General features: G+C 33.9%; 16 protein-coding genes. 8 read left to right on the top strand and 8 right to left on the bottom strand.

Annotation, left to right across the window (positions count from 1 at the left end; genetic code table 11):
* The first annotated feature begins 13 nt into the window (after positions 1 to 13).
* From BN1225_RS08910 to BN1225_RS08895, 4 genes are all read left to right on the top strand, one after another.
* Positions 14 to 2,239: an alpha-galactosidase gene (locus BN1225_RS08910; RefSeq protein WP_041139451.1), complete on the top strand. Its 2,226-nt coding sequence runs from the start codon at positions 14 to 16 to the stop codon at positions 2,237 to 2,239.
* A 129-nt stretch (positions 2,240 to 2,368) separates the two neighbouring features.
* The gene (locus BN1225_RS08905; RefSeq protein WP_041139450.1) at positions 2,369 to 2,620 is read left to right on the top strand and encodes a dihydroxyacetone kinase; all 252 of its coding nucleotides are present in this window, start codon (positions 2,369 to 2,371) and stop codon (positions 2,618 to 2,620) included.
* Between the two features lie 82 nt (positions 2,621 to 2,702).
* Positions 2,703 to 3,668 (top strand): AraC family transcriptional regulator, encoded by a 966-nt coding sequence (locus BN1225_RS08900; protein ID WP_041139449.1) that lies wholly within the window; start codon positions 2,703 to 2,705, stop codon positions 3,666 to 3,668.
* A gap of 83 nt (positions 3,669 to 3,751) precedes the next feature.
* Positions 3,752 to 6,319, top strand: coding sequence for an alpha-L-rhamnosidase (locus tag BN1225_RS08895; RefSeq protein ID WP_052466515.1), 2,568 nt, complete (start codon positions 3,752 to 3,754; stop codon positions 6,317 to 6,319).
* A gap of 529 nt (positions 6,320 to 6,848) precedes the next feature.
* Here the strand turns inward: BN1225_RS08895 and BN1225_RS08890 are convergent.
* Complete coding sequence (locus BN1225_RS08890; protein ID WP_041139448.1) at positions 6,849 to 7,697, bottom strand: AraC family transcriptional regulator; 849 nt, start codon at positions 7,695 to 7,697, stop codon at positions 6,849 to 6,851.
* Positions 7,698 to 7,797: 100 nt separating this feature from the next.
* Between BN1225_RS08890 and BN1225_RS08885 the strand changes: the two genes are divergently transcribed.
* A complete protein-coding gene (locus BN1225_RS08885; RefSeq protein ID WP_052466512.1) occupies positions 7,798 to 8,310 on the top strand; it encodes an SOS response-associated peptidase in 513 nt (170 codons plus the stop codon).
* 10 nt (positions 8,311 to 8,320) lie between these two features.
* Complete coding sequence (locus BN1225_RS08880; protein ID WP_041139447.1) at positions 8,321 to 9,214, top strand: PfkB family carbohydrate kinase; 894 nt, start codon at positions 8,321 to 8,323, stop codon at positions 9,212 to 9,214.
* Between the two features lie 36 nt (positions 9,215 to 9,250).
* On the opposite strand, the gene BN1225_RS08875 is transcribed toward BN1225_RS08880, so the two are convergent.
* The 7 genes from BN1225_RS08875 to BN1225_RS08845 form a co-directional block, all read right to left on the bottom strand.
* A complete protein-coding gene (locus tag BN1225_RS08875; protein WP_041139446.1) occupies positions 9,251 to 9,889 on the bottom strand; it encodes a hypothetical protein in 639 nt (212 codons plus the stop codon).
* 181 nt (positions 9,890 to 10,070) lie between these two features.
* Positions 10,071 to 11,228 carry a tetratricopeptide repeat protein gene (locus BN1225_RS08870; protein ID WP_041139445.1) on the bottom strand — a complete coding sequence of 386 codons (1,158 nt, stop codon included), beginning with the start codon at positions 11,226 to 11,228 and terminating at the stop codon, positions 10,071 to 10,073.
* Between the two features lies 1 nt (position 11,229).
* A complete protein-coding gene (locus tag BN1225_RS14775) occupies positions 11,230 to 11,403 on the bottom strand; it encodes a hypothetical protein (RefSeq protein ID WP_156133052.1) in 174 nt (57 codons plus the stop codon).
* Between the two features lie 1,093 nt (positions 11,404 to 12,496).
* Positions 12,497 to 12,892, bottom strand: a complete 396-nt coding sequence (locus BN1225_RS08860; protein ID WP_041139443.1) for a hypothetical protein — start codon at positions 12,890 to 12,892, stop codon at positions 12,497 to 12,499.
* 802 nt (positions 12,893 to 13,694) lie between these two features.
* The gene (locus BN1225_RS14130) at positions 13,695 to 15,707 is read right to left on the bottom strand and encodes a sensor histidine kinase (protein WP_052466510.1); all 2,013 of its coding nucleotides are present in this window, start codon (positions 15,705 to 15,707) and stop codon (positions 13,695 to 13,697) included.
* Positions 15,708 to 15,719: 12 nt separating this feature from the next.
* On the bottom strand, positions 15,720 to 16,418 hold the full coding sequence (locus tag BN1225_RS08850) for a response regulator transcription factor (protein ID WP_041139442.1): 699 nt from the start codon (positions 16,416 to 16,418) through the stop codon (positions 15,720 to 15,722).
* Positions 16,419 to 16,511: 93 nt separating this feature from the next.
* Positions 16,512 to 17,072, bottom strand: coding sequence for a DNA-3-methyladenine glycosylase I (locus BN1225_RS08845; RefSeq protein WP_041139441.1), 561 nt, complete (start codon positions 17,070 to 17,072; stop codon positions 16,512 to 16,514).
* Positions 17,073 to 17,407: 335 nt separating this feature from the next.
* Here BN1225_RS08845 and BN1225_RS08840 point away from each other — a divergent pair, with 335 nt between their 5' ends.
* Both BN1225_RS08840 and BN1225_RS08835 read left to right on the top strand, forming a co-directional pair.
* Positions 17,408 to 18,679: a replication-associated recombination protein A gene (locus tag BN1225_RS08840; RefSeq protein WP_041139440.1), complete on the top strand. Its 1,272-nt coding sequence runs from the start codon at positions 17,408 to 17,410 to the stop codon at positions 18,677 to 18,679.
* Positions 18,679 to 19,419 (top strand): SDR family NAD(P)-dependent oxidoreductase, encoded by a 741-nt coding sequence (locus BN1225_RS08835; RefSeq protein ID WP_187117546.1) that lies wholly within the window; start codon positions 18,679 to 18,681, stop codon positions 19,417 to 19,419. Before BN1225_RS08840 ends, BN1225_RS08835 begins: the two co-directional genes overlap by 1 nt.
* Positions 19,420 to 19,463: the final 44 nt, after the last annotated feature.

The raw sequence follows: 19,463 nt of genomic DNA, 5'->3' as shown, positions 1-19,463 counted from the left end.
AAAGGAGAAAATTATGCCAATTTTATTTCATGAAACATCCCAAACTTTTCATTTATATAATGAACATGTAAGTTACATATTTAAAGTTCTGAAAAATGGGCATTTGGGGCAACTTTACTATGGAAAACATATTCGTGACCGTGAAAATTTTGATCACTTATTAGAAATGCAGGCTCGTTCAATGGCCGTATGTCGTTTTGAGGGAGATCTCAGTTTTTCACTGGAACATTTAAAACAGGAATATCCTGCTTATGGAAGTGGAGATATGCGTCATCCGGCAATGGATATCATTCAGGAAAATGGCAGTCGAATTATCGATTTTACTTACCGTTCATTTGAATTGAAGAAAGGAAAACCTAAATTACCTCAGCTGCCTGCAACCTATGTCGAAGATGAGAGTGAAGCTATGACATTGTTTGTTACCCTGTATGATGATGTGATGGAGACAGAACTGGTTTTGAGCTACACGATTTATGAAGCAATGCCGGTGATTTGTCGTAATGCTCGTTTCATCCATCATGGGCATTTTCCTATTTCATTGGAATCTGCGATGAGTATGAATTTAGACTTACCGGATAAAGACTATGAAATGATCGAATTAACCGGGGCATGGTCAAGAGAACGCAGTGTCAAAGAAAGAAAATTAGAACATGGGATTCAATCTATCTATTCAATGCGAGGAAATTCAAGCAATAACTTTAATCCATTTATTGCTTTAAAACGTGCAGATGCGACGGAATTTAGCGGAGAAGTATTAGGGTTTAGTTTTGTTTACAGTGGAAATTTCTTGGCTCAAGTAGAAGTGGATACCTATGATGTAACGAGAGTCAGTATGGGGATTCATCCACATTGTTTGAGTTGGAAGCTGAATCAGGGAGAATCTTTCCAAACTCCGGAGGCTGTAATGGTTTATTCGGATCAAGGATTAAATAAGATGAGCCAGGTTTATCATGAACTTTATCGAAATCGTTTAGCCCGAGGAAAATATCGTGATCAAGTAAGACCGATATTAGTCAATAACTGGGAAGGAACTTATTTTGATTTTGATGAAGAAAAGATCCTTTCGATGGCAAAAACAGCTAAAGAGTTGGGAATTGAACTCTTTGTATTGGATGATGGATGGTTTGGTAAACGTAATGATGATACAACCGGATTAGGCGATTGGTATCCAAATTTAAACAAACTGCCGCACGGAATTAAAGGACTTAGTGAAAAAGTAAAAGCGTTGGGGCTGCAGTTTGGGTTATGGATTGAACCGGAGATGGTCAGTCATGATTCTGATCTTTATCGTCAGCACCCGGAATGGACATTAGCCACTCCTAAGCGTCCATCCAGCCATGGAAGGAACCAATATATTTTGGATTTTTCGAATGATGAAGTGGTTGACTACATTTATGCAATGCTGCATAAAGTGATATCGGAATCGTTTATCTCTTATATTAAGTGGGATATGAACCGCTGTATGAGTGAAGTGTATTCTACAGTAAAATCCGCTGAGGATCAAGGGAAAGTCATGCATCAATATATTTTAGGTGTTTACCGTCTTTATGAACAGCTGACGACAGAATTTCCAGATATCCTATTTGAATCTTGTTCTTCAGGGGGAGCCCGTTTTGATCCGGGGATGCTGTATTATGCACCGCAATGCTGGGCGAGTGATGACAGTGATGCGATTGAACGATTAAAGATCCAGTATGGGACATCCATTGTTTATCCGATTTCAAGCATTGGAGCCCATGTATCGGCTGTTCCCAACCATCAGGTATATCGTTCAACTCCGATCGAAACCCGTGCTAATGTCGCTTATTTTGGTACCTTTGGTTATGAGTTAGACTTAAATCAGTTAGATCAGGAAACGTTAGATAAAATAGTTGAACAAGTTGCATTTATGAAAGAATATCGTGAAATTATTCAGTTTGGTACGTTCTATCGTTTAAAGAGTCCATTTGAAACAAAGGTTACCGCCTGGATGGTTGTATCTAAAGACCAAAATACAGCCTTAGTTGGCTACTATAAACCTTTGCAGGAAGTCAATACGGCTTACGAAAGACTGCCGCTTTGCGGATTAGCACCGGATAAGGAATATCATGTTTCTATTAATGAAATAGACTGTTATGGTGATGAATTGATGAATGTCGGACTTATTACATCAGATACACCCCCTCAATCCATTGATGAGATTCATGATGGCAGTCATGGGGATTACACCTCAAGAATTTATATTATTAAGGCAAAATAAGTGTTCTTGTATGAACACTTTTTATATGTACTATTTATTGAAAAGGACTGTATAGGCAAAGGATGATACTTGACTTTCAAAAATGGAGTGGTAAAGTTTTTATAGAGACTATTTGAAAGGAGTCATATAATGTTGGAATATAGATATGATACCCAGCTTTTGATTGAAGGAAACAATCTTGATGAAGATGCAATCAATGAATATTTCGTTGAACATTTTGCCGGAGACTGCTTATTGGCAGTAGGAGATGATGAATTGATTAAAATCCATTTCCATACCAACGAGCCTTGGAAAGTGTTGGAATATTGCACAACATTAGGCGAAATCTATGATATTGTGATTGAAGATATGGATCGTCAGTCAAGAGGGCTGAAAGGATAAAACATGTGCATTGACACATGTTTTTATTTGTGTTAAAAAGCAAAATAAGATAAACTGATAGTAACAAACGAGGTGAAAGATCATGCTGAAAAAAGAGATTTTAGAGGATTTGATCCAGCTAACAAAAGAAGAAAAAGATAATCTAGCCGGGGTTCAATCCGTTGATCGCAGTATTTTTTTAAATGATTCCAGTAATATCATTGATTATCATAAACTTTTATCTGATGATCAGTCTTTCACGATCAGACGCCATACACGTTTCCAAGAATATCCAAGTCATCGCCATAATTATTTAGAATTTATGTATGTGTACAGTGGAGAAATGACGCATATCATTCATGATCAGAAAATTACGATTCGCGAGGGAGAATTACTGCTTTTAAATCAAAATATCGAGCATTCGATTCTCTATACAAAAGAAAAAGACATCATCTTTAATTTGATTATCAAAACTGACTTTTTGGTGTTCATGGCTTCTTTGATTGAAGAAGAAAGTGAATTGTTCAGCTTCTTGTTTGAGGCTCTTTATTCAAATAAAAATGATGGGGAATACCTTCTTTTTAAAGCCGCTCATAATAAACATGTGAAAACAATTATCGAAGATTTGATTCAACATGTCTATGAACCTGCTTTTAATCAGTCCTTAATCCTTAAATTAACAATGGGGTTATTACTGACTGAATTAATGAATCACCCTGAAGATATTGAAGCCTATACGGGCAACAGCTATGAAAAGATATTAAGCGGGTCGATCTTAAAATATATTGACTTGCATTATCAAGAAGGATCGTTGAGTCAGCTTGCGAAAAATCTCCACCAACCGGATTATAAGATCTGTAAAATCATAAAAAAGCATACCGGATTCACTTTTAAGCAGTTAGTGCAAAAAGTAAGACTACAGCATGCTGTCCGCTTATTAAAGACAACACATTTACCTATTGTGGAAATTATGGAAAAAGTAGGATATGACAACATTACCTATTTTTATAAGATATTTAAAGACACTTATCACCGGACACCTAAACAATATCGTGAACATGCAAAATAGGATAATCATTTTGTCAATTTACGTTATTTATCATAAAGTGTCATTATTATAAAATAAAATTAGGGAAGGCTTAGGAGGAATGTATGAAAATATCACATGTCAGAATTAATCATTTAAAAAATCCAGTGGGATACGATTTTTCTCATCTTAGTATCACTTGGCAAGTTCAGGAAGAAAAAGCGAAGAAAATAATCTGGTCAAGAATACAAATTGCCTTAGATGAACAGATGGATCAAATCGTTTATGACACCGATAAAACAGAATTAGAAGCGTTGGGAACTAAAATAAAAATGGATATATTGCCTTATACACGCTATTATGTTCAGGTTACAGCTATGAATGATCTAGAAGGAACAGCTAAAAGTGAAGTTTCTTATTTTGAAACAGCGAAATTAAATGATTCATGGCAAGCTCGTTTTATCACACCGCAAATAGATGAACCTTCTATTTTATTCAAGGATTTCTCATTGACTAAAAAGGTGTGTAAAGCTCGTCTCTATATTTGCGGGTTAGGTTTATATGAAGCTTATCTCAATGGGCAGTTTGTTAATGGGGAATATCTAATGCCGGGGTTTCACAGTTATGATGACTATCTTCAATATCAAACATATGATGTCACGCATCAGCTGCAAACAGGAGACAATCATCTCGAAGTCGCTTTGGGGAATGGCTGGTATAAAGGGCGTATGGGCTTTGATGGCGGTTATACTAAGATTTACGGAGATCAATATGCTCTAATTTTAGAATTGCATGTCACATTTGAAGATGGTACAAAAACAGTTGTTTTATCAGACCATAGCTTTAAGCGTAAACCTAGCCCGATTCTTGATCAGGGAATCTATGACGGTGAAACTTATGACAGTCGTTTGGAAAAAGCGAATCAAGTTAATGACGTTGATTATCTAGATATGGACACCACTAAGCTGTCAGAACGTTACTCAATGCCGATTCATATTATTGAAAAAAGATCAGTTCAAGAGGTCATTTATACTAAAAAGGATGAAATCATACTGGACTTTGGACAAAATATTACGGGCTGGGTAGAATTTGTCACAGATCAGGATCTTATCTTATCCTACAGTGAGACGATGCAGGATGGCTGCTTTTATAATGCCAATTATCGTGAATCTAACCCTTATTTTACTTTTATTTCAGATGGTAAGGAAAGAAGCGTTCGTCCACACTTTACATTTTACGGCTTCCGTTATGTTAAAGTGGAGGGGATAAAGGAAGTAAATGCAGCTAATTTTACCGCTTGTTTAATATCCAGTGATTTAGATCAGACTGGTTATCTAAGAACAGGGAATGCAAAAGTGAATCGTTTGATCGCCAATGCTTACTATTCACAGCGCGATAATTTCTTAGATGTTCCAACGGATTGTCCGCAGCGTGATGAGCGATTAGGTTGGACAGGGGATGCCCAAATCTTTGCTGGAACGGCATCTTTTAATTTAGATACAGCTGGTTTTTACCGAAAATACCTGCGTGATATGTTAGCTGAACAAAGAAGATTAGGAGGGTCAGTGCCTTTTACAGTGCCAATGTTGAAACCTAAGATTGAAAATTTTGTTGAATGGCCTAATAAACCAAAAGAAATGGCTAAACGACCTTTGATGATGCTGATGGGGCATGGGGCAAGTCCGTGGTCAGATGCCGCCGCTATTATTCCGTGGACTTTGTATCAGTATTATGGCGATAAAGTGCAGCTTGAAGAAAACTATACAAATATGAAAATGTTTGTCGACTATGTTATTGGACAAGATCAACTGCATGGGCATCATCATCTTTATGATTTTGGTTTTCACTTTGCAGATTGGTTGGCACTAGATAACAAGGCTGAACCAGATTCACCGTTTGGTGCAACTGACATTCATTTTGTGGCAAGTATGTTTTATTATTATTCGACCACATTGTTAAAAGAAGCAGCAGAGGTATTAGGTTATCAAGAAGATCAAATTCAATACCATAAAAAAGCACAATTAATAAAACAAGCGATTCGTGATAAATATATACAAGCTGGACATTTAACGATAGATACTCAAACGGGACTAGTTTTAGGATTGAAATTTGATTTGTTTAATAAAGAAGAATTTGTGATTAATAGTCAGCGATTAATCGAAAAATTAAAAGAAAACAATATGCATTTAGATACAGGTTTTGTAGGAACTCCTTATTTAGCTCCGGTTTTATCCAAAATCGGTCATGATAAGGAAGCTTATCAGCTTTTGTTGAATGAAGAATATCCCGGTTGGCTTTATGAAGTGAATTTGGGAGCTACAACCATTTGGGAAAGATGGAATTCTGTTTTAGAAGATGGGTCGATGAATCCGCAAGGAATGAACAGTCTTAATCATTATGCATATGGTTCAATAGTAGAATGGATCTATCGCTATGCTGCTGGGTTACAACAAATAAAACCAGGTTTTAAGGAAGTGGAAATAAAGCCAATTCCACATCCGGATCTTGGATATTGTGACATGCGTTATCAGTCAGCCAGCGGAGAATATAAAATCAAATGGGAGTATCAAGAACCAAATTCGATTCATTATGATATCACTGTTCCATTTGGCTGTACTGCTCATATTTTCATTTCCGGACTAACCAAGCAGTCAGTAATGGGAGGAACCTATCATTATGAGGTAAAGCTATAAAACGGCGGAAAATAATTCGTTGTTTTATTTTTGGAGATTTTTTTGTTTTTAAGTTATCCTTATCCCCCTAGAAAATTAAAGAAGTTTTATCTTTAAAAAACAGACAAAATAGATGTGCGGTCTTATTGTCATTTACCGGTAACAATAGAGAAATGCTTCATATTGCCAAATACCTTAAAAAAGCTGGGATTCATGTTATTGGGATTGGCAGTAAACAAGGGAAATAAAAACTTTATGTCATGAATTTGTCAGTACTTATCCATCAGAGCAGATTCTTAGTTTAGAAGTCATGACTGCTTTTACTTCTCATGTCTATATATTAGATATTTTATTTGCTTGTTTAATTTCTAAAAACTATCAGGAAAATATAGAAACTGCCCTTTTGACACTTTGTTTTTCTAAGGAAGAGGCTGTGTAATAAAGGAAGTATACTGATATCAGCAACAGAATTTTTATTTAAGAAGAGCATAAAACTTGGAAATAAAAAAGACTGAAACAAATTTATGATTTATAACAGTCTGGTAAAATTTTATTTAATTAAGATTTGTCCTTCTTTAAGCTGATTGGATTTTCGATATTGGCTCGGAGATGAACAGTGGGTATGATGAAAAGCTTTTGAAAAAGCTAACTGATTGGCATAGCCACACGAATAAGCAATTTGATTGATTGGAAGGTCTGTATCTACTAACAGATCTCGGGCTTTATTCATACGATATTGTAATAAAAAGTTTTGTGGGGTTGTTTTTAAATGCTTCTTAAATAAAGAACTCAAATAACTGCGATTTAATGATAAGTAATCAGCAAGATCCTGAACACTGATTTTATTTTGGTAGTTGTTTTGAATGAATAAAATCGCCTTTGTTATATAGATATTATTGCTTTTAACGGTATCTTTTTTAGGGTAATAGGGCTGGTTTTGAGATAAGTATGAAAAAAACAGATAGAGTTGTCCCTGAATAAAAAGTTCATTGCTGTAGCTCATTTGGTGATGGGCAATCATGGATTCAACACAGGTTTGAATTTCCTTGTTCAGTTGACAAGTAATGACATGATTGACAGATGAAAAACCGCATTGTTGGCAGTAATATTCAGCTTTATCTCCATCAAAACCAATCCATAGATAAGTCCAGGGATCTTTTTCATCTGCACGATAAAAAGTGGTGTCATTTGGGTAGATTAAAAAAGCTTGACCGGCTTCAACAGGATAAATTTTATCATGAACGTGATAATATCCTTTTCCTTTTAAACAGTAATGAATCAGGTAGTGACTGCGAATTGCGGGACCATAAGCATAATTGGCACTGCATTTTTGGATGCCGCAGAATTTAACCCAAATTTCATTAAAAGTATCGTTTTTTATTTCCAAATAAGAATACATCCCTTTCACCTCTTTTCCATTATAGCAAAATCTTATTCATAAAGTATAGTGATTTAAAAATGATGGGAATAATGATAGAATAAGAAAAGAGGTGATGCCTATGTGCGGACAGTTTTATATTATGCTTCATGGTAAGAAAAAAACTATTTTCCCGGATATGCCATATAAAATTATGGTATATGATCAAAATCAGTTTTCTTATCAAAAGGCTAATTGGGGATTTAAAATAAATAAGCGACCCATTATCAATGCCAGAAGTGAAACATTACTGACAAAACCAACTTTTATAGGTTTAAAGCATTGCTTGATCATGGCAAACGGGTATTATGAATGGGACGAAGCAAAAATGAAAACAGACATTCATTTAAACGATCATAGCTACTTATATATGGCAGGGTTGTATCGTTATCAAAAAGATCGCTGGGAATATACGATTATTACAACGAAAGCGAATCCGAGTGTTGATCAGATCCATGATCGGATGCCATTGATTCTAACAAAAGATGAAGCTGAATGCTGGGTACGAGGAGAGGGAACGGAGCAGTTATTGGAAGTTATTCCCCCAGCTATGCAATTTAATCAAGAAATGAGCCAGTCTCATTTGGATTTATAGGAGTAACCCTATGAAAACATTAATTATTGGATCGACAGTTTGCGATGTAGTGATAGAGGTTGAGCGTCTGCCTAAAATCGGAGAAGATGAAAATATTAAACAGCAAAGTCTGCATATTGGCGGCTGTGCTTTTAATGTAAGCAGGATGCTGGCACTATTTCAAAGCGAATATGTATTATTCACTCCGGTTGGTCAAGGGGTTTACGGTGATTTTGTACGTCATTATTTACAACAAGAAAATATTCCGATCTTATTGGAACCTTCTCAACCAAATGGCTGTTGTTATTGTATTGTAGATCAAAGTGGTGAACGCACGTTTATTTGTGAGCATGGAGCAGAATACTTTTTTAAAGAAGCATGGTTTAATCAGATTAATTCCCTAGATTTTCAGTATGTTTATATTTGTGGATTGGAAATAGAGGAAACAAGCGGTGATCAGATTATTTTATTTTTAGAAAAGAATCCTCATCTTACTATTTTCTTTGCTCCGGGACCGCGCATCTGTAAAATTGGAAGGGAAAAAATGAAGCGTTTGTTGGCGTTACATCCGATTCTCCATTTAAACAAAAGTGAAATCCTCGCTTTCAGTCAGAAAGAAAGTTTAGAAAAAGCAGTTGAAGAAATGTATTTGTTGAGTCAAAATACGATTATTGTGACATTGGGAGCAGAAGGAACATATTATAAAGATCATACAGACTGCTATTTTATCCCTACTAAACAAGTAAAACCGGTAGATACGATTGGAGCAGGGGACGGACATATTGGCGCAATCATTGCCTGTCTTAGTCGATCTATGCCTTTAAAACAAGCCATACAAATTGCTAATAAAGTTTCCGGTAAAATTGTTCAGAAAAAAGGTGCTGCATTAACCCAAGAAGAATTTGAAGAACTGCATATCATATAAAAATTGAGCTGCTTTGCTCAATTTTTCTTTACTAAATTATTGATTTTGCATGACTAAGTCTAAAAGATGAACTCCGTTTCCACCACCTAACTTAATCCCTCTTAAACATGAGTTGCAATAGCAGACAACAAGATTATTTTTATATAGTGCAGTTTGTTCCTCCATGAATTGCGTTTGTAGTTCTAATGGCAGACGAGAAAGTTTACAGTTGTCATATTGTTTCCACACATCTTTTAATTTATTATCTTTGGGTTCATAATGTAATAATCCGCAGAAATCAGCATTTTCTTTTTTATTTTCTAATTCAATAATTTGAATATTCATCTTTAACATAATATTTCTTACAGCGTTATAAGCTTTAGGATTTTGTGCATCTCGGAAACAATCTTGAAGAATCATCTTTTTTCCTTTGAAATCTGGGAAAATAAAGTCAGTGTCCTGATCAATAAATTCCCATATACTCATTCTTTGAATCGTCGGTTCTTTTCTTTGAATTTCTTCATTGCAAGCCTGACATACGGTTAGAGCAGTAAACTCTTTTAAGGAAGATAAATTTTCAAATCGGCAGCATTTTGTATGACCGATGTTGAATCGTTGCTTTAAATAGGCTTTTACTTTCTTTTCAGTAGCAGGGGAAGCTTTCATAAAATTACAGCTTGGATAGTAGATATACATATGGTTCATCTCCTTTACATGTTTGATTATAGTCAAACGTTTAGATTGTTCAATGCAATTGAGATGACTTTAAACAGTGTTTTATTATTTGATAATGATTTATTTTAATTTTCGCAACAGTGTTTGAATGATAGTGTAAATAAAAAACTGAATCATTGTGATTCAGTTTTAAGGTCTTGTTTTAATCAAGCAAACCGGCATAAAAACAAGCTTCTTTATATTGTTCGGATTCAATTAAATAATGGATAAGTAATTTGTTTAGAAATTGATAGCTTCCGTAGTTTTCAGTTGTACTTTCATATTCTCTGAAATCTTTTAAATAATGAATCATTTGCTCATCCTGACGGGCAATTTTTTCAATTAATATCAGATATCTGTCCGCACTAGGCTGTGTGTTAGAAGCTGTCTTTCCAATCTCGATCCATTGAAAACATTTAGCTTTGTTGTTTAATTGTAAAAAACAAAAAGCATATATGTAAGCAGAATTATTAGAGATATCTTCTCTATTTATCTTATTTAGCGTATCAATTGCTTTTTGATAATCCTGATTATACATCATCACAGTAGCTATATATTCGAGTAGAACAGTTTTCATATCTAAATGGAGATTATCTGCTCCATCTAAACATTCCCTATATAACTTAATGGCTTCATCAAAACCACCTAATGCAGACATAGTTCTCGCTAAATTCATTTGACTATAGAAATATCGTTTATAATTACTTGTCTCTAATGATAACTTTTCTGTTTCTTTGCAGCTAATGATAGCTTGATCCAATTGACCATTAGCAATATAGACAAGGGAAAGAAGAAAGTAAGTGGTTGCTAAAAAATGGATATTTCTTTCTGGATAACCTTGAATGATGTATTCAAGCTGTTTTTTTGCTAATTCATTTTGATGGTTGAAATGATAAAAAGCAGCACGGTATTGGATATAACTTAGTGTTTTTAAGTCCGGTTCATATACTTGATAATCAATTTTATATAAATCATCTAAATATTTATCAATTTCAATCACAACATGATCATATTGCTTAATAGTAACTAAGTGAATGAAGATCATGATTAAAAATGTATCATAATTGATTGCTTTTTCAAACAAGTCTTTATTTTTTAAAAGAAAATTGATGATGGATGCTCTTTTTTCTGAGTTGAAAAAAGATTGATAATAATAAAAATCTTTAAAGATTTTGTCAAGAATGATCTCTGCATCAACAATTGTAACTTCATCTAATTCAATTTCTTTGTCTAAATAGGTTTGAAAATAATTCTCATTGGTATTTTGATCATTATTTAGGATTGAATTAATAATTGTATTGTTTAAAATAAATCTTTTCATTCTATCCGATTGGTGGTTCACCCTCAATTAGCGGCATGATTGATACATGCGTACAACCATTATTGGTTTCTGGATTATAACCACAGTTATCATCGTGAATGTGTTGACAGCTAACTCCTGCACAGATTGCTAAAGCGATCATTAGGCAAGCTAATTTTTTGATATTTTTGAACATAAATAATATCCCTCTTTCATAAATTTTGTTTTCATTTTCGTTTTATTGCTCATTAGGTAGGTGGATATCCCATAATTATTGTTGTTGCCTCATAGGGAAGTATCCGCTTTTTGTTTCCGGAATGTAATTATAATTCTTATCATGCGCATATTGACATCGCTGTTTGAAACAAATTACAATGGCAACTAGTGTTTTTTTATTATAGTTGAATTGCCTCCTTTCTTTTCCATAAATAATATTATCGAATTACGAATGCTTTGTATACTGTACAAAATGATGTATTTTTATAGTATGTTGCATATTTTGCTAATATTTGTCAATAAAATGATGAATATTTTTTTATTGCTTAGTAACCATATAAAAAGAGTTTAACAAATAAATGGTTTTGAACCCATTATCTTATTAAACTCTTTTGTAAAACTATTTTTACATCTCTTTGTATTTTAAATATCAGCTTTATTAGTAGTAGGGACTTTATAGGAATATAAGATTGTAAATATACAATATTGTAAAGCCGAAAAAGCAATCCAAATATAATCAAAATTATATAAGTAATAATGAATAACTCCAAAGATAATATCAATGATTAAGATGTCAGATAAAGTATAGAGAGCTCCCTCTTGCCAGCATACTTTTATGATTTGAAATGAATTTAATTTAGTATAATGATTTACAATAAATAGGGGAAGAAATCTCAATCTATATGAAATATAATAACCGGGGATTATAAACATTAATGCTCCAATTCCAATAGAGATAAGCTGTATAAAAGAACAACATACCGCTTTTTTCCAAAATAAGAAAGGATACCTTACTGACATGGTTTTTTTATGGCAATAGCTATAAATATAAACATTCAACGGGTTGACTATAAAAATGTAGATGAATATAAAGATTATGAGTAAATGAGTGTCTTTCCACCAAGCATAAATTGGATTGGGGTTAAAAGGCTGGGAAGTATTACTATTACTTAGAAATCTGACGGAATTAAATAATAAATAAGAAACAAAGCACATGAGTATAGCTTTAAAATAAATATCATATATTTGGTGTGCTTTCTCTCTTAATATTTTTAAAGTACGAAAATGCATATTTATCCGATTTCGGCTAATGTAATGGCATTATTTGTAAAAGTTGAATACCATATTGCACTAGCTGTTGCTAAAAAGTCAGATTTTCTATCCACTGTAATATATCCACCATATCCACTCACAGAACTAATATTTGATGGTACAATACATTGTATACTGAAACTTCCGGAAGTCACATAACCTCTTGTTCCTGAAACATCTACACCAACCGTGAAAGAAAACATATGTACTCCTTTTTCTAATAAAGAATCATAAACTTTCACTTTAGTATTATAAAGTTGACAGTGTTCTATATACTTTGGTTTGATAGTTTCTTCTGCATGAATCGGTTTCATCACTAAAATAATTGCCATACACATACTCATTGCAAAAACTAAATTTTTTTTAAAGTTTTTCATGACCTTACTCTCCTTATATGATTTTTTAAAAAACGTAGCTTCATATTATTGCTGCTAGGAATTATCATAATCGCTTATTTGGATAGGTAATATACACCCATACTTTATTAGAGTTTATCTATATCTACTTAAATATTAGCATGGTTTTTCATAATCTGTATAGATTAAACAGAAAAAGATGAACTAGACTACATCTAATTCTATTTTTCTATATATCTTTCAAAATAATTATAAATTAATCTCTCTTTGGGGTGAGTGAATTTGTTTTTATTGTATTCCATTTAGAGAGAAATGTGTAATGCAACGGTGAAAAAGAGTTTGATTTGATGATTACTAAGGTATTAATGAGGTACTCATCAATCAAGATGACTGAGCATTATACCCACATTGATCCCGATTATGCTATTAACCAGTATTCCAAAATATACAATAAGGAAGGCTGAAAGTATTTCCAAAATTGGTGTCAAGTCGTATTTTAAGAAGATAGCGTACAAGCAAAACAAAATATTCCGACAGTTTTCATTGATTGGATAATATCAAAAAACATTGATTTTATCATTGTAAAATGAAAAACCGAGTCGGGATTACTCGGTTTCTCTTTGCCTTATGATTACAAATTATTATATATATTTTAAGTTTAGGGAAATTAATTGAAAAAAACTATTTTGTCTGCTTATTAAGTCTTTAACTATCCTCCTTTCTATGATTACAGTATAGCAAGAAATGTTGGTTATAATATGTCAGCAATATGGAAAAATTCACATAATTAGAAGATAGAAAAAAGCTGCCAATGGCAGCTTCACTATTTATCAAATATAAGAGTGACTTTGAATAAATCACCATCTACACTTACTTGACAAGTTCCGCCTTGAAGTTCGGTAAATGTTTTGGTAATGGCTAATCCTAAACCAGAACCTTCACTATGACGTGAACTGTCACCTTGAACAAATCGTTCTAATAATTCATTCGCTTCAATACGAATTTCATGTTTACTGATATTCTTTAATGTAATTTCAACTTTGTCTTGTGTATCTTTGACATCGATATAAACACGTGTATTTTCCATTGCATACTTGGATATATTAACCAGCAAGTTCGTAAAAATACGATACGTTTTTTGACTGTCTAATTTTAAAATTGATTTTTCCTGATTAGAAGTAAATTTCAATTTTAACCCTTGTTTTTCAAAGAGATGATCATATTCCAAGATCGCTTGTTTAATTAATGAGATAATATCAATTTTCATTAAATTTAAAGTGATATTTCCTGATGATGCCTTACTGACTTCAAAGAGATCGTTGATCAGATTTTTTAAACGCAGAGCATTACGGTCAATAACGGCAATGTATTCTTTTTTCTTTTCATCATCAAGATGATTATCTTTTAGTAAATCCGCATAGGTCACGATTGATGTTAATGGTGTTTTTAAATCATGTGAGACACTGGTGATTAATTCTGTTTTCATTTTTTCAGAACGGATCTCATTATCTACAGCATTTTTAAAGTCATCTCGGATTGTATCCATTGAATCTTTATAAGAGTTGAATACACCTAAATCGGTATTTGTTGTTTTATCAAATTTACCAGAAGCAATCGAAGAGGTCACTTCCAATAAGGACTGATAATCATTTTTAACACGATTAGCCACATTAATCATAATAATAAACAACAAAACACAATAGATAATTAGTCCGATGACACCCATCCACATTGGCAGGATAATGATCACAAATGCATTAACAACGACCACTTTAAATAAGGTCAGATTATATTTTTCAGCTAAGTCAAATTGTTTCATATTATCAAATACAAAACTGGCAACTTGAGCTGTTAAGCTTCGTTCCTTTATATATTGCAAAGGTGGATACTGCAAGAAATATTTAAACACCAAGACATCCATAAGGAAGATAAAAGCCAGAATAGCATAAAGCATTACACTTAATGGATTATTGTAGAAAAAGTTGCTTGCGATATAACGACCCGAGAAAGTTAAGAAGCCTAGCGAGACAATGACTAATATCTCTAAAGGAATATCAATGATATTCTGATAGAAAGAAAACTGTCTTAATTTTTTTAACGGCAAACATAATCCTAAGATGGCTAAAACAACAAAGCTAAACAGCACGGCATTCATATGATATGAATAATCTTTATAGACATAGACATTACTGTTGTAAGAAACAAGCGAAGAAAGATCGGCTGATTTTTCTACTTGGAAAGTAAATACACGATTCTTTAAAAGTTCGATTGTTTCTTGTGAACTGGAATAATTGGATTGGAAATTACTGCGAATTAAGTTTGCATAAGCTGTCTTGATAGGCACGTTGATGTCTGAAGCGGTTTCTATCGAAATTGCCCCTTCCTCATCAAAGGTGATTTTATATACATAACCGCTGGCATTCATTGGAATCTCTCCGAAATTAGAATACGTAGAACTGTCTGTAAGATCCAGCATATGGTATTTCAAAAATGAGTATTCATATTGCAAATTATCATTTGCGGAAATAATAAAATTATCCATTTGATTAATCAGATAAGTACTTAAATTCGACCCATATAATTGTCGTAAGTTTTTTTCATTGGAAACATTAAGGTCATAGCGGTTGTTATAGTCGATCGCATAACAAAATCGAATCAGATCTAACTCAAAGGTATAGCTTTGCAAATATTCATTACGAATTTGAGTCGTATTGTTTTGTTGTGTGTAGCTGTAGTTACGTGCACTGTTGAGGCTGTCATACTGCATAATGCCAATACAGCTGGCAACGATCAGGATGAAGGGGAGAAGGAAAACAATGATCGATTTTTTCTTCATAGTATCGTCTCCTTATTGTTTTTCAATTTTATAGCCAATTCCCCAGACCACTTTAATATATCGTGGATTTTTAGGATCAATTTCAATCTTTTCTCTTAAGTTACGGATATGAACCATGACAGTATCACTATTGATGGCAATATCGTTCCATACTTTTTCGTAAATGGTATCTGTATCAAAAACGATACCCGGATTAGACATAAACAAATCTAAGATTTTAAATTCGATAGGTGTTAATTTAGTAAGCTGTCCATCCACGAAAACTTCCTTAGTATCTTCGTTTAGTTCCAAACCGCCAATGATTTTGACGTTTTCACTTACTACATCTTGACTTTTCATATAACGTTGATAACGTCGTAAATGGGAATTGACACGTGCTAATAACTCCATTGGAACAAAAGGCTTTGTCATGTAATCGTCAGCCCCCATATTCAGCCCCGTAATTTTATCAATATCTTCTGATTTAGCGGATAACATGATGACAGGCAGATCATGCGTTTCTCTTAGTTTTAACACCATAGAAATTCCATCCATGACTGGCATCATAATATCAATGATAGCTAGATGTACAACATTTTGTTCCAGTACATCTAACCCTTCTTGTCCGTTTTCGGCAATTAGGACATGGTATCCCTGATTTTTTAAATAGATTGCGATGGCATTTGCAATCTCCTGCTCGTCTTCAACAACGAGAATCGTTTGGTTATTCATTTTTTTCCCTCACTTATTATTTTCCTGACACACATAGTATAGGTCAGTTTTATTAATATTCTTTGTAGTAATTATTAAAGATTCTCTTAAGATTTATTGCTGACACTCTTTAAAACATGGACAATCGATCAAATGATCATTTACCATCCCAATCGATTGCATATAAGAATAGATAATTGTTTCACCGACAAATTTGAACCCACGCTTTTTGAGGTCTTTGCTTATTTCTTTGGATAAAGGGGTAAAAGCAGGCACTTCTTCTAAAGTTTTCCATTGGTTGATAATAGGCTGATGGTTACAGAATTGCCAGATATATGTATCAAAACTGCCAAATTCTTTTTGTACTTCCATAAATGCTTTGGCATTGGTGATGATGGCATCGATTTTACGTCGATTTTTAATCATCGCGGGATGAACTAAGAGTTCTGCCTTTTTTGAATCATCATATTCAGCAATTAATTGATAGTCAAAATGATCGAGTGCATCTTGAAGTCCGTCCCATCTTTCTAATATTAAACGCCAGCTTAATCCGGCTTGCAGTCCTTCTAAAATCAGCATTTCAAATAAGGTATGATCATCATGGTGTAATCGACACCAATGCTGATCGTGGTATTTTATTTCTTCTGGTGTTTTTGCCCAGCCGCATCGTTTCATTTTATCACTCCTTTATTTAACATTATATAGGAAAAACTCTGATAAGCAATCGCTTCGTTTCAATTAGACAGATTATTGACTGGCTTTAGACTCAGAATATGAATATATGAAAGAATTTTATAAAACGACGTAAATAGCGAATATACACTAAGATAATCTGCCAATCCCAATGAATATAGAATGTGAAACTAAAATGCGGGAATAGGCGGTATAAACGCTCAATTAAAGTAGAAAATGGTATTAGGAAAAGGTTGATCCTGCATTTGAAGTTATGAAATAATAAACATACCCAAATCTCCAAAAATAATATATAATAACCAAAGAGGTGATGATAAATGCCATTAGCAGATAAATTAAGACCGGAGACGATAGATGATATTGTAGGACAACGTCATCTTTTAGGGGAGGGAAAACCTTTAAGAAAAATCATTGAATCAAGACAAATTCCCAATCTGATCTTTTTTGGACCACCGGGAGTAGGAAAAACGACAGTAGCCAAGATGATAGCGAAATACAGTGATAAACAGTATTATAAATTAAATGGAACAACGGCATCTTTGGCAGATATCAAAGCCATCATGGCAGAGTCGGAAAGTATTTATGCGACTCAGGGAATTATTCTTTATTTAGATGAAATACAGTATTTGAATAAAAAACAACAGCAGTCTTTATTAGAATATATTGAAGTAGGGAAGATTACATTAATTGCGTCAACAACCGAGAATCCTTATTTTTATGTATATAATGCCTTGCTGAGCCGTAGTGCAGTCTTTGAATTTAAGTCGGTCAGTGCAGAAGAACTGCTGCCGGCAATTGATCGTGCTTATCATTTTTTAGAGCAAGAACATGATATTCATTTTAATATCGAAGATGATGTGAAATTATATATTGCTAAAACAAGTGGCGGTGATGTAAGGAAAGCGTTGAATTCGGTGGAATTATCTTATTTTGCTTGTCGGGGAGAAGAAAAGGAAATCGTAATTACTAAGGAAGTGGTTACCCAACTTGTTCAGCATACCGGGATGAATTTTGATAAAGATGGAGATCAGCATTATGACTTGTTGTCAGGACTTCAAAAATCGATTCGGGGAAGTGATGAAAATGCAGCATTATTTTATTTGGCGAAATTATTGAATGGGGGAGATCTGCTTTCTCCTTGCCGACGTCTGCAAGTGATCGCAGCAGAAGATATTGGGATGGCTTATCCGCAGGCAATTACGATAGTGAAGGCATGTGTGGACAGTGCTATTCAATTAGGGCTTCCGGAAGCACAGATCCCCTTAGCACAAGCAGTTATAGTGTTGGCAACAGCACCGAAATCCAATTCTGCCTGTAATGCTATTGCGATGGCAATGCAGGATGCAAGCAGCGGAAAAGGCAGTCGTCTTCCACGCTGTATTCAAAACGTACACTATGATGGATTAGGAGAACAAAAGGGACAGAATTATATTTATCCTCATGATTATGTAAATGATTATGTGCATCAGATTTATATGCCGGAAGATTTAGTTGGGAAAGTTTATTATCAGCCCTCTAACAATAAGCATGAACAGCAGATTGCCCAATATTGGAAACAGGTAAAAAGTCAAAAGGATCGAAAAAAATAATGAAAGCAGTCATTACCGGAGCAAGCAGTGGTCTGGGAGAGTCCTTTGCCAAATGGCTGTCTGTTCATCAATATTGTGTCGTTTTAATTGCACGTCATGAAGAGGCTTTACTGCGTTTGCAAAAAGAGCTGCCAAATAAAAGTGAGATTATCGTTGCTGACCTTACGGATGAAGCGGATATTTCCAAAGTATGCGCTTATTTACAAGATGAAAAAGTGGATTTACTCATTAACAACGCCGGAATCGGCTGCTTTGGAGAGTTTTGGAAGATCCCAAGTGATCAGGAAAGGAAAATGTTGGAGTTAAATATGTTGGCTCCGGCACTTTTGATGAAAAGCTATATTGCCAATCAGCAAACAGGCAGGATCTTGAATGTGGCATCTATTGCCGCTAAACAGGCAGACCCACTGATGGCAGGATATGGGGCTTCCAAAGCCTTTTTATTAATGCTGTCTAAAAGCATCAACGTCGAACTGGCTCATTCTACTAAAGATATTTTGGTTCAAACTTGTCTGCCGGGTTCCTTTCTCTCTGCTTTTGACAAACAGGCAAATATTACCCATTCTTTAGCAAAAGATGGAAGTGATTGCATTGCAGAAAAAATTATGCGTGATGTATTTAAAAATAAAAAAATAATTGTACCCGGAACTAAAAATAAAGGGGCATATTATTTAGGAAAAATGATTCCTGAAAGAATAATGAATAAAATCGAATATAAGCTGCAAAAGAGCAAGAGATAATAGGGATATCCTACAAAAATAATTTGCATTTTATGAATAGGTGT

It is taken from the genome of Beduini massiliensis, from assembly GCF_000829905.1.
Lineage (GTDB): Bacteria > Bacillota_I > Bacilli_A > Erysipelotrichales > Coprobacillaceae > Beduini > Beduini massiliensis.
This window is presented reverse-complemented; position numbering and strand designations above follow the sequence as displayed.

Bases quoted from the DNA above. Each gene is read 5' to 3' on its own strand.
- BN1225_RS08840 (WP_041139440.1), top strand. From the start codon at position 17,408: ATGCCATTAGCAGATAAATTAAGACCGGAGACGATAGATGATATTGTA.
- BN1225_RS08845 (WP_041139441.1), bottom strand. From the start codon at position 17,072: ATGAAACGATGCGGCTGGGCAAAAACACCAGAAGAAATAAAATACCAC.
- BN1225_RS14130 (WP_052466510.1), bottom strand. From the start codon at position 15,707: ATGAAGAAAAAATCGATCATTGTTTTCCTTCTCCCCTTCATCCTGATC.
- BN1225_RS08885 (WP_052466512.1), top strand. From the start codon at position 7,798: ATGTGCGGACAGTTTTATATTATGCTTCATGGTAAGAAAAAAACTATT.
- BN1225_RS08850 (WP_041139442.1), bottom strand. From the start codon at position 16,418: ATGAATAACCAAACGATTCTCGTTGTTGAAGACGAGCAGGAGATTGCA.
- BN1225_RS08870 (WP_041139445.1), bottom strand. From the start codon at position 11,228: ATGAAAAGATTTATTTTAAACAATACAATTATTAATTCAATCCTAAAT.
- BN1225_RS08910 (WP_041139451.1), top strand. From the start codon at position 14: ATGCCAATTTTATTTCATGAAACATCCCAAACTTTTCATTTATATAAT.
- BN1225_RS08880 (WP_041139447.1), top strand. From the start codon at position 8,321: ATGAAAACATTAATTATTGGATCGACAGTTTGCGATGTAGTGATAGAG.
- BN1225_RS08835 (WP_187117546.1), top strand. From the start codon at position 18,679: ATGAAAGCAGTCATTACCGGAGCAAGCAGTGGTCTGGGAGAGTCCTTT.
- BN1225_RS08895 (WP_052466515.1), top strand. From the start codon at position 3,752: ATGAAAATATCACATGTCAGAATTAATCATTTAAAAAATCCAGTGGGA.
- BN1225_RS14775 (WP_156133052.1), bottom strand. From the start codon at position 11,403: ATGTTCAAAAATATCAAAAAATTAGCTTGCCTAATGATCGCTTTAGCA.
- BN1225_RS08860 (WP_041139443.1), bottom strand. From the start codon at position 12,892: ATGAAAAACTTTAAAAAAAATTTAGTTTTTGCAATGAGTATGTGTATG.
- BN1225_RS08900 (WP_041139449.1), top strand. From the start codon at position 2,703: ATGCTGAAAAAAGAGATTTTAGAGGATTTGATCCAGCTAACAAAAGAA.
- BN1225_RS08905 (WP_041139450.1), top strand. From the start codon at position 2,369: ATGTTGGAATATAGATATGATACCCAGCTTTTGATTGAAGGAAACAAT.
- BN1225_RS08875 (WP_041139446.1), bottom strand. From the start codon at position 9,889: ATGTATATCTACTATCCAAGCTGTAATTTTATGAAAGCTTCCCCTGCT.
- BN1225_RS08890 (WP_041139448.1), bottom strand. From the start codon at position 7,697: ATGTATTCTTATTTGGAAATAAAAAACGATACTTTTAATGAAATTTGG.